We start from the raw sequence: 15,771 nt of genomic DNA, 5'->3' as shown, positions 1-15,771 counted from the left end.
GATAAACGCGGCTTTTTGATGTGTAGCATAAGAAGAGAGGCGGATTAGCCTTCGTACTTCTTAAATACTAGGCTAGCGTTAGTGCCACCAAAACCAAAGCTGTTAGACATAATGTATTTCAGATCAACATTGTCTTCACGGGTAGTCACAACTGGGATGTTGCCAGCTTCAGGGTCTAGCTCTTCCACGTTAGCAGACGCTGTGATGAAGTTATTTTCCATCATCAGCAAGCTGTAGATAGCTTCATGAACGCCGGCTGCACCAAGAGAGTGACCAGAAAGCGACTTAGTAGAGCTTACTTTTGGAATGTCATCACCAAAGGTTTCGCGTACTGCTTGTAGCTCTTTCATATCGCCAGCTGGGGTGCTAGTGCCGTGGGTGTTGATGTAATCAATTTTGCCATCGATGGTGCTCATGGCCATTTGCATACAACGGACAGCACCTTCCCCAGATGGGGCCACCATGTCGTAACCGTCAGAAGTGGCGCCGTAGCCAACCACTTCAGCATAGATCTTAGCGCCACGAGCTTTAGCGTGTTCTAGTTCTTCAAGAACCAAAATACCGCCACCGCCAGCGATAACGAAACCATCACGGTTTGCATCATAGGCACGGGAAGCCTGAGCAGGAGTTTCATTGTATTTAGAAGATAGGGCACCCATCGCATCAAACATACAAGTTTGCGTCCAGCTTTCTTCTTCGCCACCACCGGCAAACACAACATCTTGTTTGCCTAATTGGATTAGCTCCATGGCGTTGCCAATACAGTGAGCACTGGTCGAACAGGCAGACGTGATAGAGTAGTTCACGCCTTTGATTTTGAATGGTGTCGCAAGACATGCAGATACGGTACTACCCATCGTTTGGGTTACGCGGTAAGGACCAACACGCTTAACGCCTTTTTCGCGTAGAGTGTCTGCCGCTTCCACTAGGTTCTGTGCCGACGCACCACCAGAGCCAGCAATTAGACCGGTACGAATGTTCGATACTTGATCTTCGCTTAAACCAGAGTCAGCAATAGCTTGTTGCATAGAAACATAGGCGTAAGTTGCCGCATCGCCCATAAAACGGCGTACTTTGCGATCAATCACACTGTCGTCTAGGTCAACACGACCACATACATGGCTGCGGAAACCTTTTTCTTTGTAGTCTTCTGCGAAACGGATGCCGGAACGGCCTTCACGAAGGGACTCTAGGACGGTTGCTTTATCGTTACCTAGGCAGCTAACGATGCCAAGGCCGGTTACAACTACACGACGCATAAATTAAGCCTCTTTTGTCTTTATCTTTAGAAGTTTTCAGTTGAGGTGAACAGGCCTACACGCAAGTCTTTCGCGGTGTAGATCTCACGACCATCCACTTTAACACTTCCGTCAGCGATCCCCATTACTAGCTTGCGTTCGATGACGCGTTTAAGCTGAATGTGGAACGTTACCTTTTTCGCGGTTGGTAGAATTTGGCCCGTGAATTTCACTTCGCCTGCTCCAAGTGCGCGTCCACGGCCTTTGTTGCCTTTCCAGCCTAGGAAAAAGCCAACTAACTGCCACATAGCGTCCAGACCTAAACAACCAGGCATAACTGGGTCGCCTGGGAAGTGGCAGGCAAAGAACCAAAGATCAGGGTTGATGTCTAGTTCGGCGATGATTTCACCTTTATCGAACTCGCCACCTTCCGCGCTGATGTGAGTGATTCGATCCAACATAAGCATGTTACCAACCGGTAATTGTGCATTACCTGGTCCGAACATCTCGCCGTAACCGCACTTAAGTAGTTCGTCTTTTTCAAACGATGAAGCTGTAGTCATTATAGTCCTATTTCCACCGTCAGCCTGAATGAGAGTATTAAGGCTGGGTCGTGTGGTCCAATTTACAGAATAAAATCTGTAAGATTATATCGGTTCATGGGCATAATATGAACGTTTAGCGGGGAAAAAATGTACTGGAACCGTGGATTTGTGACAGTTTTTCGCCTAAATGTCGAACAAAAATAAAGATAATGGGCGCTGAGTAAGGGTAAAACGATGGCTAAAGTAGGGCAAACGGCGCAAATGTTGGATTTGGATGGTGTGATCCTGAGTCACTACCATGTTACGTCGAAGGAAAGATCCGGCACAGATTGCGATACTTGGGGGCACTTTTTGCATGGCAACGGCTTCCCGGTCGCAACTTATGGCCCAATGCTCGATGTGTTACGTCCGGGAGTGGATATTTTTGCCCAGGATGCCCCTGGGCATGGGGCTTCCCCTGCTACCGATGAGTTTCTCGGCTGGAACACCGTTAGCGAGCTGTTTGAAAAAGTCATACAGCAACATCGCCAGCAAGTTGCTATAGGAAGGGCTGTCGGTATTGGTCATAGTTTCGGCGGAGTAATGACCTTGTTAATGGCAGCCCGTCGGCCGGAATTATTTGAACGTTTGATTCTATTAGACCCTGCCTTGTACCCACCGGATTTTATTTGGCAATTGCGTGGGGCCCAGTTACGGGGAGAACAGGCGCGAGTGCCAATTGTGCGGCAAACGTTACGCCGGCGTAGTCATTGGCCTGATCAGCAGTCTGCATTTGCTAGCCTTCATCACCGCGGCGTGTTTAAGGGGTGGGATGAGCGTTGTTTTCAGGCCTACGTCGAACATGGTACTCGAATGGATGCATCTGGCTGTACGCTGCGTTATCCGCCGACATTAGAAGCCGCGCTGTTTGCTAGTTTCGCCGAAGGTTTATGGCAAGCGGTGAGAGAGTTAACGGTGCCAACTGTCATTGTGGCAGGAAAGGATACATACCCTCATTTTAAACAGGCCTATGACTTGGCTCTTACTCAGAATGAAAACATTAGCATGCAGCTAGTAGAGGGTGACCATTGCTTTATGATGGAATATCCGGAGCAAACAGGTGTGTTGATCAATCGGCTATTAGCGTAAGGCTGAGTAAGGCAGAGCACGCCTTACTCAGAGAAAAAAGCAGGTTAAGTACGACGATATACCGAAGCCTTTGCTAAAGCGATGAGCGCTTGTTTGTATTGGCTTTCTGGCAGGATAGCAATGGCATCAATGCCTGCTTGGGCCTGTTGTTCGGCACATTGCTGAGTGTATTCGATCGCTCCGCTTTGTCTTACGTCTTCTAAAATCGCATCGAGTTGATTCAATCCGCCGGTGAGGATGGCTTGGCGCACCCGTTCTTTTGCTGCATCAGTGCCATGTTGCATGGTAAAAATGAGCGGCAAAGTAGGTTTGCCTTCCGCTAAGTCATCTCCCACACTTTTGCCCATTTCTTCGGCAGTGGAAACGTAGTCCATGACATCGTCAATCAGCTGAAATGCGGTGCCGATGTGCATGCCATAAGCCTGCAGCGCTTGCTTGATCTTATCATCTGCTCCAGCTACCTCTGCTCCGCAAAGGGCTGCGCCTTCAAATAACTTGGCGGTCTTGTATTGAATCACCTTGAGATAGCTTTCTTCCGATGTATCTGGATCACCACAGTTAATTAGCTGCTGTACCTCACCTTCAGAGATGATATTGGTGGTAGTAGAAAGAATGCTCATGCAAGCCATGCTGCCCACTTCGACCATGATCTGAAAAGCACGGGAATAGAGGAAGTCGCCTACTAACACGCTGGGAGCATTACCCCATTCTTCGTTGGCGGTCTTTTTACCCCGACGCATATCAGATTCATCTACCACGTCATCATGCAGTAGGGTGGCAGTGTGAATAAATTCCACGATAGACGCCATTTTAATGGCATTAGTCTGTGCGCTTTCACTTAGTGATTCGGGTTGACTAGCACGGGCCGCCAGTAGCACGAGCAGCGGGCGTAAACGCTTCCCACCGTTACTGATGATATAGTAGCCAATTTGCTCAATCAGAGGGATTTCGCTTTTCAGCTGGGATAAAATATAGTCATTTACGTGGCTAAACTCAGTGGCCACCACGTCATGTATTTGAGTGGGTTGCATGGATTTTCCGAAGCTAAAACATTCAAGCTGTACCGCAATTGGGCCTCATGCTAGGTAACCGCTCATAGCTGGTCAAGCAATAAACGTAAAAATGCCCCTATGGCTGACATTTTCCTTGTTTAAGCTGGCTTACTTTCGTACAATCACGCGTCCGATTTACCCACACTTTGCTCCCTATCATATGGTGTTGCCAAGTTTAGTCTTGGTTGTTGCCACTAGAAGTAGGTCAAAATTCCCAGTAGCCGGGTAAATCTAATTGGAGAAAGACATGTTTGCAGTGATCAAAACAGGCGGTAAACAATACCGCGTACAAGAAGGTCAAACTTTGAAAGTAGAAAAACTAGCTGTTGAAGCTGGTGCTGCTGTTCAGTTCGACGAAGTACTTCTTGTTAGCAACGGCGACGACGTTAAAGTTGGTGCGCCAGTTGTTGAAGGCGCAAAAGTGACTGCTGAAGTAGTTGCTCACGGCCGTGGCGATAAAGTGACTATTTTGAAATTCCGTCGCCGTAAACACCACATGAAACGCGCTGGTCACCGTCAGTGGTTCACAGAAGTGAAAATCACTGGTATCAACTAATAGCGTTTAATAGGTTTAAATTTTAGGAGTAAATCATGGCTCACAAAAAAGCTGGTGGTAGTACTAAAAACGGTCGCGATTCGGAATCGAAACGCTTAGGTGTTAAGCGCTTCGGTGGTCAAGTGGTAGTTCCTGGTAACATCCTTGTTCGTCAACGTGGTACTCAGTTCCACGCTGGTGAAGGTGTTCGCATCGGTAAAGACCACACCCTTTTCGCGGTTGCTGAAGGTCAAGTGAAATTCGAAGTAAAAGGTAAGCTAAAGCGTCGTACAGTTTCTGTCGTAGCTGCTTAATACTGCTTCGCAAGTTTCAAAAAAGAGCTCCGCAATGCGGGGCTTTTTTTTTGTAGAAATTCTATAATCAACACAATTTCGTGTTGATAACCCACCTATGAGGTGAATTTGTGAAATTTGTTGATGAAGCCACTATCTACGTCCGTGCCGGCAAGGGTGGTAATGGCTGTATGAGCTTTTGGCGTGAGAAATTTGTCGCTAAAGGTGGCCCTGATGGCGGTGATGGTGGTGATGGCGGTAGCGTCATTTTAGTGGCGGATGAACAGCTTAATACGCTGATCGATTACCGTTTTACCCGTAAATACCTCGCCGAGAATGGCGAAGGTGGTATGGGTCGCGATATGACCGGTAAGAAAGGTCAAGATTTGTACTTGAAGGTGCCGGTGGGTACCACGGTCATCGATGAAGATACTGGCGAAACCCTAGGGGATCTTACGCAAGTAGGTGAAGAGCTGAAAGTGGCACAAGGTGGTCGTAAAGGTCTGGGAAATACTCGCTTCAAGTCGAGCACCAACCGTGCGCCGCGACAGACCACTAAGGGAACGGTCGGAGAAGAGCGTAACCTTAAATTAGAAATGAAGGTGATTGCCGACGTGGGTCTGCTGGGCTTGCCGAATGCGGGTAAATCGACCTTTATTCGTGCGGTGTCTTCGGCGAAACCTAAGGTGGCTGACTATCCGTTTACCACCCTTGTGCCGAACTTGGGTGTGGTGAAAGTTAAGCGTCATCAAAGCTTTGTTATTGCTGATATTCCAGGGATTATCGAAGGTGCATCAGAAGGGGCTGGTTTAGGTATTCGCTTCCTGAAGCATTTGGTGCGTAACCGTATCCTGCTGCATGTGGTTGACATGGCGCCGTGGGATGAAATTACACCGGCTCAGGCTGCGCAAATTGCGGTAAATGAATTGGAGCAATTCTCGCCAACTCTAGCGCAGCGTGAGCGTTGGTTGGTGTTGAATAAGATTGATATGGTACCGGAAGCGGAACTGGAAGAGCGTTGCCAAAGTGTCATCGACGCGCTGCAATGGGAAGGAAAAACCTATCGGGTGGCGGCTATTTCTGGTGAAGGTACTGAAATCCTATGCTTGGATTTGATGACCCGCTTGGATGAGATGCGTCTGATTTTGGCGGAAGATGATGATGCGCGTGAGCAAGAGCGTCAGATTCGCGAACGAATTGATGAAGAAGGTCGTGAGCGTATTTTGGCATTGCGTTCTAAACGCCGTCATTCTCCAGTAGATGACGAAGATGAGTTCGACGATGACGATGATGATTACGACGTTGAAGTCGAATATGTGCGTTAATTGCCGAACGTTTTAAGTTTTGTGGGTGAGTAGTAGGTAAATGCAAAGCAGAGACAGAATTGCCAAGGCGCAGCGTATCGTTGTCAAAATTGGTAGTGCATTGTTGACCAATGATGGTCAAGGATTGGATGTATCCCGTATTGGTGATTGGGTGGCGCAAATTGCCGCCTTGCGAGCCGCTGGGAAGCAAGTTGTATTGGTGTCTTCGGGCTCTATTGCGGCTGGCATGAAGCGTCTTGGCTTTGCGACGCGACCGACCCAGGTGAATGAGCTGCAAGCGGCGGCTGCCGTTGGGCAGATGGAGTTGGTTGGGGTCTACGAGTCTCACTTCGAACAGCATGGCCTGTGTACTGCCCAGATACTGCTAACCCATGATGACTTGTCTAATCGCCGTCGTTACCTGAATGCTCGCTCCTCCCTGCGTACTTTGTTGGAGTTAGGAGCGGTACCGATCGTCAATGAAAACGATACTGTGGTGACGGACGAAATTCGCTTTGGTGATAACGATACTTTGGGTGCACTCGTAGCGAACCTAGTAGAAGCAGATGCGCTAATTATTCTGACGGATCAGCAAGGCTTATTCGACAAGAACCCCCGCGAACATAAAGATGCAACATTGATTTCGTACGCTTCCGCATCGGATGAGCGTTTGGAAGGTATGGCGAGTGGTGGTGCTGGCGTGCTGGGTAGTGGCGGCATGTTGACTAAGGTGCGTGCTGCGCGCTTAGCGGCTCGTTCCGGCGCTGAGACCATTATCGTATCTGGGCGTATCGAGCAAGTGATTACCCGAGTTGGTGCTGGTGAGTTGCTGGGTACTTGGTTGCAGCCTGAGCATGGTCGCATGGCAGCTCGTAAGCAGTGGCTGGCTGGTCACTTGAAGAGTCGCGGAACGTTGATTCTCGATGATGGCGCAGTGAAGGCGCTACGTCAGGAAGGCACTAGTTTATTGGCGGTGGGTGTTAAGGATGCGGAAGGCTCCTTCTCCCGGGGTGATATGGTGGTGTGTGTCGATCAACAGGGGGCTCTCGTTGCCCGAGGTCTGACTAACTACAGTATCGCCGAAACCCTCAAGCTACTCGGTAAGCCATCCTCTCAGCGCGGTGAAATCTTGGGTTACGAGGGTGAACCAGAGCTGATTCATCGGGACGACCTGGTTATTATTTAATACAGTCACATTATTTATAGGTGGTGTAGGGCTTATGGCAAAGCCAGGCAAAACTGGATTAGAGCGAGTAAAAGACGCGGCGCGTTACTCCTATCAAGGGTTGCGTGCTGAGTGGCAATTCGAGGCAGCATTCCGCCAGGAAGTGGTATTGTTCGCCATTGCTGTACCGTTAGCACTGTTGTTGGGTGATAACGGCTTGGAATGTGCGCTGATGATTTTTTCTGTCGGCTTGGTGTTGATCGTCGAAACGATTAATAGCAGCATCGAGGCTGTAGTTGATCGTATTAGTGATGAGCACCACGAGTTATCTGGACGGGCAAAAGACTTGGGGTCGGCAGCAGTAATGTTGACTTTGTGTCTGGCGGGATTGGTATGGCTGCTGATTATCTTTGGCTGATTGGTGGTCAGAAAATGGATATAAAAAAACCGGCAGTTGCCGGTTTTTTTATAAAGATTAGGCCAGTGCTTTGATTTTTGCACTCAAGCGGCTCTTATGACGAGCTGCTTTGTTTTTGTGGTATAGGCCTTTGTCAGCAGCTTTGTCTAATTTAGAGGTTGCTACCACTAGAGCTGCTTGAGCTTCTTCTTTGTTACCTGCTTCAATAGCTGCATCTACTTTTTTCAAGTATGTGCGCACCATAGAGCGCAGGCTACCATTGTGAGCGCGACGCTTAATCGCCTGGCGCGCACGTTTTTTTGAACCGGCGGAGTTTGCCACAGTCTGGCTCCTTTAAATATACTGATGAATCGGTGCAGCACGCTGCTGAACCGTGAAATTATTGTTAAGCAATCGCTTTAAAATCTCGCGGCGGATTTTACCAGCTTTTTGCCTTCCTACAACCCTATTCTATAAATATTGGCTGTTTTTCGTGCTTGTTCGGCTGTCTATCGTCGTTCAAGGTGCTATTCTTGTCCACCTTTTTTCACTTTTACTTCGGTGGGCATGGCGCCAACAATGGAAAATAAGTCAAAGTCACTGCTTCGTTCCGGGATTCTGGTTTCTATTTGTACGTTCTTGTCCCGTATTCTAGGTTTGGTGCGGGATTCGGCTCTGGCCTATGTATTGGGTGCCGGTTCTGGCTCCGATGCCTTCTTTGTCGCCTTTAAAATCCCCAACTTCTTCCGTCGTCTATTTGCTGAAGGTGCATTTGCTCAGGCATTTGTCCCGGTACTGAGCGACTATCGGGTGAATTTTGGCTTTGACGAGGTAAGAGGCTTGGTATCTGCGGTGACTGGCTCCTTGGCGCTGGTGCTGTTGGCTGTGACCGGTTTTTGTATGGCGCTTGCTCCTTGGGTTGTGTACTTATTCGCACCGGGTTTTGTGGCAGACTCCGCCCAAGCGGACCTTGCGGCTACCTTGTTGACCATTACCTTTCCGTACCTACTCTTTATCTCCTTAACAGCATTAGCGGGAGGCGTTTTAAATACCTATGGACAATACGGTGTGCCTGCTATCACGCCAATCTTTCTCAATTTCACCCTAATTGTCGCTACTCTTGGATTTGCCCAACAAGCGGCGCAGGCAGAAGTGGTAGTCGCTTGGGGAGTGTTTTTTGCTGGCCTGATTCAATTATTGTTTCAAGTGCCATTCCTGATGCGTCTAAAACTGTTACCTATGCCGACGCTAGGTTTCAAACACGAGGGTGTAAAGCGTATTCTCAAACTGATGGTGCCGGCATTGTTTGGGGTGTCAGTGGGGCAGATAAACTTGCTCCTAGATACGATTTTGGCCTCTTTCTTGGAAACAGGCAGTATAACTTGGTTGTATCTTTCCGACCGTTTATACGAGCTGCCGTTGGGGATCTTCGCCATCGCTATTAGTACGGTGATATTGCCAGTGTTGTCTCGGCGTCATGCGGGTAGTGATGGTAGTCGCTTTAGCGATACGTTGGACTGGGGGCTGAGGCTGCTCTTACTGATTGCTATCCCGTCTTCCATTGCTCTGTGTGTATTGGCAGAACCCCTTATCGCCACGATTTTCTATCGAGGAGAGTTGCAGGTTCGCGATGTACAGATGGCGGCCATGAGTTTACAAGCCTACAGTCTCGGGCTGATATTTATGATGCTGATAAAGGTGTTAGCCCCGGGTTACTACGCGAGGCAAGATACCAAAACCCCAGTAAAAATTGGCATTATTGCTATGTCCGCAAACATGATCTTTAACCTAATTTTAGTTTGGCCACTGGGGCATGTAGGCTTGGCGTTGGCTACCAGTATGTCGGCAGCGCTAAACGCTTTCTTGTTATGGCGCGGATTACACCGTGACGGGGTGCACCGCTTTGCTAGAGCTTGGTGGGGGTGGTTGCGTATTTTGCTGGTTTCTGCGAGCGCATTGTTGTTATGGCTTTGGTGGGTAGATCGTCAAAACTGGCAATGGTTGGAGTGGGGTGACTGGCAGCGCGTTGCTTATCTTTTGCCGGTTGTGGCAGCTGGGGTGATTCTATATCTGGGTGCGGCGATCGTGGCTGGATTACGGATGCGTCACCTAAAAGCCCATTAACCCACGACCATCACGGTTACAAAGCACCATGAGTGCTATATAATCGCGGTTATTTTTTCAGCGGTACTCCGCCTGTGAATAAAAGAGGCTCTATGGAACTGGTTCGGGGGATTGCAAATATCCAACCCAAGCATCGCGGTTGTGTTTTAACAATCGGTAATTTTGATGGCGTGCATGCAGGCCATCAGGCCATTATCGCGCGCGTGAAAAAACTGGCTCAAGAATACGGTGTGCCTGCTGGGGTGATGATTTTTGAGCCCCAACCACGGGAGTTTTTTGCCCGTGAAACCGCTCCAGGTCGAATTACCCGCCTGCGCGATAAGCTAACACTGCTGCGTGATTTGGGCGTTGACTTCGTGCTTTGTATGCCGTTCAACCAGCGTTTGCGTACTTTGGATGCCCAACAGTTCTGTCAGCATATTCTGTCGGAAGGCTTGGCTATACGTCATCTAGTTGTGGGCGATGATTTTCATTTTGGCTGTGACCGGCAGGGGGATTTTGACTACTTGTCCGATTATGGCAGCGCCCACGGATTTAGCGTCGAAAATACCCCATCTGTCATGGGTGAGTCCGGTGAGCGTATCAGTAGTACTTTGGTGCGTGATCTGCTGCTAGCCGGTGAACTTAAGGCTGCGCAGCAGGCTTTGGGTCATCCGATGATTATGTCGGGGCGAGTCGTAGGCGGTCAGCAACTAGGACGTACCTTGGGTTTTCCTACTGCCAATGTGCACCTGAAAGGAATCATTCCGGCGCTATCTGGGGTCTACGCGGTACGCATGCAGGTTGCCGACGCATGGTATGACGGTGTCGCGAATATTGGGGTACGCCCTACGGTGACTGCTAAATACCCAATTTTGGAAGTACATCTATTTAATGTGGCGTTGAATCTCTACAACCAATATGTTCAGGTTGAATTTTGTCGCCATATTCGTCCAGAGCGTAAGATGTCTGGGCTAGAAGAATTGAAACAACAAATTGAAAAAGACAAGCAAGAGGCTTTGCGCTTCTTTGCGAATCCATGACCGATGATCTTTGAGGATAAATCGAAAAACCATGAGTGATTACAAATCAACGCTGAATTTGCCAGATACCGCCTTTCCAATGCGCGGCGATTTGGCAAAACGTGAGCCAGCGATGCTAAAGCGCTGGCAAGATATGGACCTGTACAACAAAGTACGTGAAGTGAGCAAAGGCCGTAAGTCTTTCATTCTTCATGATGGCCCTCCATATGCCAACGGCAGTATTCACATTGGTCACGCGGTTAACAAAATCCTCAAAGATATTATCGTTAAATCAAAAACCGTGAGTGGATTCGATGCGCCGTATATTCCGGGCTGGGATTGCCACGGTTTGCCGATTGAGCACAAAGTCGAGCAAATGATCGGTAAAGCGGGCGATAAGGTTTCATTTAAGGATTTTCGTGCGAAATGCCGCGAGTATGCTTATTCGCAAATCGAAGAGCAGAAAAAAGACTTTATCCGTTTAGGCGTCATGGGGGATTGGGAAAACCCATACCTAACCATGAACTTCGTTACTGAAGCGAACATTGTTCGTGCGCTAGGGAAAATCGCTGAAAATGGCCATCTAGTAAAAGGCTTTAAGCCGGTTTACTGGAGTGTTGTCGGTGGTTCTGCCTTGGCGGAAGCGGAAGTGGAATACCAAGATAAAACCTCTTTATCGCTAGATGTGCGTTACGCACCACAAGACGAAGCTGCTTTTTTGGCGAAATTCTCTGATGTGGAAGGCGAAGGTAAAGTATCGGTTGTTATCTGGACCACCACACCTTGGACACTGCCAGCGAGCCAAGCGGTATCAATTCATCCAGAGTTCAACTATGCCCTAGTTGAGGTGGATATGGGCGCGGGTAAAGAGCGTCTCGTATTTGCAGAAGATATGGTCGAAGGCATCATGCAACGTTACGGTCATGAAGAGTATCGTATCGTAGGGCGCGCAGTCGGCGCGGATCTTGGTGGCCTGCTGCTGAACCACCCATTTATGGAACGTGATATCCCCGTTCTGCTGGGTGAGCACGTCACTGCAGATGCCGGTACGGGTTGTGTGCATACTGCACCTGACCACGGCGTGGATGACTTTAACGTGGGTCGCGCGAACGGTATCGGTACCATCAATCTAGTACAAGACAACGGTGTTTACTCTGATGCGGCCGGTGAGTTCGCGGGTATGCATGTGTACAAAGTGGACGATGCGGTCGTTGAGGCGCTCAACCGCAACAACGCGCTCGTATTCCAGTCTAAGATTTTCCATAGCTACCCACACTGCTGGCGTACGAAAACGCCTTTGATCTTCCGTGCCACACCACAATGGTTTATCAGCATGGATGAAAAAGGTCTATTGGACGATGCCAAAGAAGCTGTAAAAGGTGTGAAGTGGACACCTGCATGGGGTCAAAACCGCATGGAAGGCATGTTGAATAACAGCCCGGATTGGTGTGTGTCCCGTCAGCGTACCTGGGGTGTGCCAATCGCCTTGTTCATCAATAAAGAAACCCAAGAGCTTCATCCAGAAACACCGCGTCTAATTGAAGAGGTTGCACAACGTATCGAAAAAGTCGGTATGGATGCATGGTTCGAATTGGATGCTGCTGAGCTATTGGGTGATGATGCAGACAAATACAGCAAGGTAACCGATACCCTAGATGTATGGTTTGACTCTGGTGTAACCCATTACTCTGTGATCGATCAGCGCGAGGAACTAAGCTTCCCAGCAGATCTGTATCTTGAAGGGTCAGACCAGCACCGGGGTTGGTTCCAGTCCTCTCTAAAAACATCGATTGCTGTACGTGGCGTTGCACCATACAAAGGCGTATTGACTCACGGCTTCACCGTAGATGGTGATGGTCGCAAGATGTCCAAATCACTTGGCAACGTGGTATCACCGCAAAAAGTGATGGAGACTCTAGGTGCTGACATTATCCGTCTATGGGTAGCAGCAACCGACTACACCGGCGAGATGACGGTTTCTGACGAAATCTTAAAACGCGTTGCTGATGGCTATCGTCGTATTCGTAACACGGCGCGTTTCATGTTGGCAAACCTAAGTGGTTTCAACCCTGCAACAGATTTAGTGGCGCCAGAGAATATGATCGCCCTAGATCGTTGGATTGTTGACCGTGCGTCGCAGCTGCAGAAAGAAATTGATACGGCTTACAATGAGTACCAATTCCACTCTGTGGTACAGAAAATCCAAAACTTCTGTTCTTTGGACTTAGGTGGTTTCTATCTAGATGTCATCAAAGACCGCCAGTACACCACCCAGGCTGACAGCTTAGCTCGTCGTTCCGCACAAACTGCGTTGTATCATATTGCGGAAGCCTTCACCCGTTGGATCTCGCCAATTTTGAGTTTCACGGCAGATGAGATTTGGGAATCGCTGCCAGGTGAGCGTACCCAATCAGTCTTCTTGGAAACTTGGTACGAGGGCTTATTTGAATTAAATGGTGATGAGTCTCTAGGTCGTGAATTCTGGAAGCAAGTGTTGGATGTCAAAATGGCAACCAATAAGGTGCTAGAGAATGCCCGTAAAGACGGCAAGCTCAAGGCGAGTCTAAGTGCTGAAATCACTTTGTACTGTGATGCAGAGCTGGAAGCGACTTTAGCTAAGCTTGGCGACGAATTACGCTTCGTCTTGATCTCTTCGGAGGCAAAAGTGGCGCCGATCACTGCTGCCGGCGAAGACGCAGTGGCTTCAGACCTTGAAGGTCTTAAAGTCGCCGTGGTAGTGAGTGAGCACGGGAAGTGTGTTCGCTGCTGGCATCACCGCGAAGAAGTGGGTCAGCGCGAAGCACACCCTGAGCTTTGTGATCGTTGTATCTCGAACTTGCCAGAAGGCGAGGGCGAAGTACGCCACTTCGCTTAATGTTTATGACGGCGATACTGAAACGAGTCCAGCGCTGGTGGGCGCTGGCAATCGCTATATACGCCTTGGATTGGATAACCAAGCAAAGCGTTGAAGCGAGTTTACACTATGGGCAGGAAATTCCGTTTCTGCCCTTCTTTGACTTAACCCTGCGTTATAACACCGGAGCAGCTTTTAGCTTTTTAGCGGAAGCGGGCGGTTGGCAGCGTTGGTTCTTCTCTTTGATTGCTATCGCAGTGGTAGTGGGTATCAGTTGGCGTCTATCAAAAATTGGCCATACCCATAAGCTCGAAGCGTTATCGCTGACACTCATTATGGCGGGAGCGATTGGTAATTTGCACGATCGTCTCGCGTATGGTCATGTGATTGATTTTTTGCAGTTCCATTGGCAATCCGTTTGGTATTTCCCGGCGTTTAACGTGGCGGATAGTGCAATCACCGTAGGTGTTATTTTGATGTTGGTCGACAGTTTTAGGTCAGGCCAAAAAGGTAAAGAGCATGACAGTAATAAATGAGCAAAGCCGTATCACTCTATTTTTTGAACTGCGTTTAGAAGATGGTCATGTGGTGGATTCCAATTTCGACAAAACTCCAGCTACCTTTACCTTTGGCGATGGTAGCTTGTTACCTGACTTTGAAAGTGTGCTGCTAGGTTTGGCGGTTGGTGAGCAGCGCGAATTTATCATGACTCCTGAAAAGGCCTTTGGCGCCCATAACCCAAGTAACGTTCAGCGTATCCCTCGCAGTCAGTTTGCTATGGATTTAGAGGAAGGCATGGTTGTCTCATTTGCTGACTCTGCCAAGAATGAGTTGCCTGGGGTGATTCGTGAAATTGACGAGCATAATGTGACCGTAGACTTTAACCACCCCCTTGCCGGACACGCTCTGACTTACAAGATTGAAATCGTTGCGGTGGAGGCAGCCTAATGGGGTTTACGATTAAATTGGCCAATCCGCGAGGCTTTTGTGCTGGGGTTGATCGAGCCATTGACATTGTTAACCGTTGTCTCGATCTGTTCGAAGCTCCTATTTACGTGCGTCATGAAGTGGTGCATAACAAATTTGTGGTGGAGTCGTTGAAAGCCCGTGGTGCGGTATTCGTTGATGAACTCGATCAGGTGCCGGATGACAACATTGTCATTTTTAGTGCCCATGGCGTTTCACAGGCTGTGCGTAATGAGGCTGAGCGTCGAGGTTTGAAAGTGTTCGATGCCACTTGCCCGTTAGTTACCAAGGTTCACCTCGAAGTAGTGCGCTATTCTCGTGATGGTATGGAATGCGTACTGATTGGTCATGATGGTCATCCAGAAGTAGAAGGAACCATGGGGCAATACGACGCAAGCAATGGTGGCGCTATTTACCTGGTCGAAACACCGGAAGATGTTGCCAAGCTAGAAGTAAAAGATCCTTCTCGATTGGCCTTCGTAACTCAGACCACATTGTCTATGGATGATACCTCTGTCGTAATCGACGCGTTGCGTGAGCATTTCCCGCAAATTCGTGGCCCGAAAAAAGACGATATTTGTTACGCCACACAAAATCGCCAAGATGCGGTTAAGACACTGGCTGCTGAGTGTGAATTGGTGCTAGTAGTCGGTTCTGTAAATAGCTCTAACTCAAACCGCCTGCGAGAGTTGGCGGAGCGTATGGGAGCCAAAGCTTACCTGATTGATAATGCCCTAGAAATTCAATGTGGCTGGTTAGATGGCGTTAGTGATGTCGGTATCACGGCGGGGGCATCCGCGCCGGAGGTGTTGGTGAACGATGTTATCCAGCGCTTGATAGAAGAAGGTGGTCAATCTCCGGTGGAGCTTGAAGGTCGCCCGGAAAATGTTTCTTTCTCTATGCCCAAAGAATTGCGCCTAGTAGATCTTGATGCCTAGATTACCCCTGAAAGCACTTTTTTAAAATAATTGAAAAAAGTGCTTGCGTTAAAAAATCGCGACGGTAATATACGCACCCACTGACACGGCAGGCCGCTAAGGACTGCAAAACACTGGCTGAAACAGCCGATGTTTGAAGTGTCACCGCTCTTTAAAATAGATAATCAGATAATTTGTGTGGGCGCTCGCTGGAGACTTCTCAAAAAACTTGAAGTCTTATACGAGTGACCA

At 48.7% G+C, this 15,771-nt stretch carries 16 protein-coding genes; 12 read left to right on the top strand and 4 right to left on the bottom strand.

Going from position 1 to position 15,771, the window contains the following annotated elements; translation table 11 throughout:
• Window positions 1-44: 44 nt before the first annotated feature.
• Together fabB and fabA are read right to left on the bottom strand one after the other, a co-directional pair.
• Window positions 45-1,259: a beta-ketoacyl-ACP synthase I gene (gene fabB / locus FJM67_RS10915; protein WP_140589242.1), complete on the bottom strand. Its 1,215-nt coding sequence runs from the start codon at window positions 1,257-1,259 to the stop codon at window positions 45-47.
• Between the two features lie 26 nt (window positions 1,260-1,285).
• Entirely contained in the window at window positions 1,286-1,801 is a 516-nt protein-coding gene (gene fabA, locus FJM67_RS10910) for a 3-hydroxyacyl-[acyl-carrier-protein] dehydratase FabA (protein ID WP_140589241.1), read from the bottom strand.
• Between the two features lie 216 nt (window positions 1,802-2,017).
• Here fabA and FJM67_RS10905 point away from each other — a divergent pair, with 216 nt between their 5' ends.
• Window positions 2,018-2,911, top strand: coding sequence for an alpha/beta fold hydrolase (locus FJM67_RS10905; RefSeq protein WP_140589239.1), 894 nt, complete (start codon window positions 2,018-2,020; stop codon window positions 2,909-2,911).
• 44 nt (window positions 2,912-2,955) lie between these two features.
• Here FJM67_RS10905 and FJM67_RS10900 read toward each other — a convergent pair whose 3' ends face one another.
• On the bottom strand, window positions 2,956-3,942 hold the full coding sequence (locus tag FJM67_RS10900; protein WP_140589237.1) for a polyprenyl synthetase family protein: 987 nt from the start codon (window positions 3,940-3,942) through the stop codon (window positions 2,956-2,958).
• A gap of 268 nt (window positions 3,943-4,210) precedes the next feature.
• Here FJM67_RS10900 and rplU point away from each other — a divergent pair, with 268 nt between their 5' ends.
• From rplU to FJM67_RS10875, 5 genes are all read left to right on the top strand, one after another.
• A complete protein-coding gene (gene rplU / locus FJM67_RS10895) occupies window positions 4,211-4,519 on the top strand; it encodes a 50S ribosomal protein L21 (protein WP_140589236.1) in 309 nt (102 codons plus the stop codon).
• Window positions 4,520-4,554: 35 nt separating this feature from the next.
• Complete coding sequence (gene rpmA / locus FJM67_RS10890) at window positions 4,555-4,812, top strand: 50S ribosomal protein L27 (RefSeq protein ID WP_140589234.1); 258 nt, start codon at window positions 4,555-4,557, stop codon at window positions 4,810-4,812.
• 110 nt (window positions 4,813-4,922) lie between these two features.
• Window positions 4,923-6,116, top strand: coding sequence for an Obg family GTPase CgtA (gene cgtA, locus FJM67_RS10885; RefSeq protein ID WP_140589232.1), 1,194 nt, complete (start codon window positions 4,923-4,925; stop codon window positions 6,114-6,116).
• A gap of 40 nt (window positions 6,117-6,156) precedes the next feature.
• Complete coding sequence (gene proB, locus FJM67_RS10880; RefSeq protein WP_140589230.1) at window positions 6,157-7,281, top strand: glutamate 5-kinase; 1,125 nt, start codon at window positions 6,157-6,159, stop codon at window positions 7,279-7,281.
• Window positions 7,282-7,315: 34 nt separating this feature from the next.
• A complete protein-coding gene (locus tag FJM67_RS10875) occupies window positions 7,316-7,678 on the top strand; it encodes a diacylglycerol kinase (protein WP_140589228.1) in 363 nt (120 codons plus the stop codon).
• A 57-nt stretch (window positions 7,679-7,735) separates the two neighbouring features.
• Here the strand turns inward: FJM67_RS10875 and rpsT are convergent, their stop codons facing one another.
• On the bottom strand, window positions 7,736-7,999 hold the full coding sequence (gene rpsT, locus FJM67_RS10870; protein WP_140589226.1) for a 30S ribosomal protein S20: 264 nt from the start codon (window positions 7,997-7,999) through the stop codon (window positions 7,736-7,738).
• Between the two features lie 237 nt (window positions 8,000-8,236).
• On the opposite strand from rpsT, the gene murJ reads away from it, so the two are divergent.
• The 6 genes from murJ (at window position 8,237) to ispH (ending at window position 15,540) form a co-directional block, all read left to right on the top strand.
• Window positions 8,237-9,781, top strand: coding sequence for a murein biosynthesis integral membrane protein MurJ (gene murJ / locus FJM67_RS10865; protein WP_140589224.1), 1,545 nt, complete (start codon window positions 8,237-8,239; stop codon window positions 9,779-9,781).
• A 92-nt stretch (window positions 9,782-9,873) separates the two neighbouring features.
• A complete protein-coding gene (gene ribF / locus FJM67_RS10860; RefSeq protein ID WP_140589222.1) occupies window positions 9,874-10,803 on the top strand; it encodes a bifunctional riboflavin kinase/FAD synthetase in 930 nt (309 codons plus the stop codon).
• A gap of 31 nt (window positions 10,804-10,834) precedes the next feature.
• The gene (gene ileS, locus FJM67_RS10855) at window positions 10,835-13,657 is read left to right on the top strand and encodes an isoleucine--tRNA ligase (protein WP_140589221.1); all 2,823 of its coding nucleotides are present in this window, start codon (window positions 10,835-10,837) and stop codon (window positions 13,655-13,657) included.
• A 5-nt stretch (window positions 13,658-13,662) separates the two neighbouring features.
• A complete protein-coding gene (gene lspA / locus FJM67_RS10850) occupies window positions 13,663-14,172 on the top strand; it encodes a signal peptidase II (RefSeq protein ID WP_407943605.1) in 510 nt (169 codons plus the stop codon).
• A complete protein-coding gene (locus FJM67_RS10845) occupies window positions 14,156-14,584 on the top strand; it encodes an FKBP-type peptidyl-prolyl cis-trans isomerase (RefSeq protein WP_140589217.1) in 429 nt (142 codons plus the stop codon). Before lspA ends, FJM67_RS10845 begins: the two co-directional genes overlap by 17 nt.
• A complete protein-coding gene (gene ispH, locus FJM67_RS10840) occupies window positions 14,584-15,540 on the top strand; it encodes a 4-hydroxy-3-methylbut-2-enyl diphosphate reductase (RefSeq protein ID WP_140589215.1) in 957 nt (318 codons plus the stop codon). The genes FJM67_RS10845 and ispH overlap by 1 nt, the downstream gene beginning before the upstream one ends.
• Window positions 15,541-15,771 lie beyond the last annotated feature (231 nt).

The sequence above is a fragment of the Maribrevibacterium harenarium genome, assembly GCF_006385675.1.
GTDB classification, from domain to species: Bacteria; Pseudomonadota; Gammaproteobacteria; order Pseudomonadales; family Marinomonadaceae; genus Marinomonas; species Marinomonas harenarium.
Note: the sequence above shows the minus strand (reverse complement) of the source record. Positions and strands in the feature narration are given on the sequence as shown.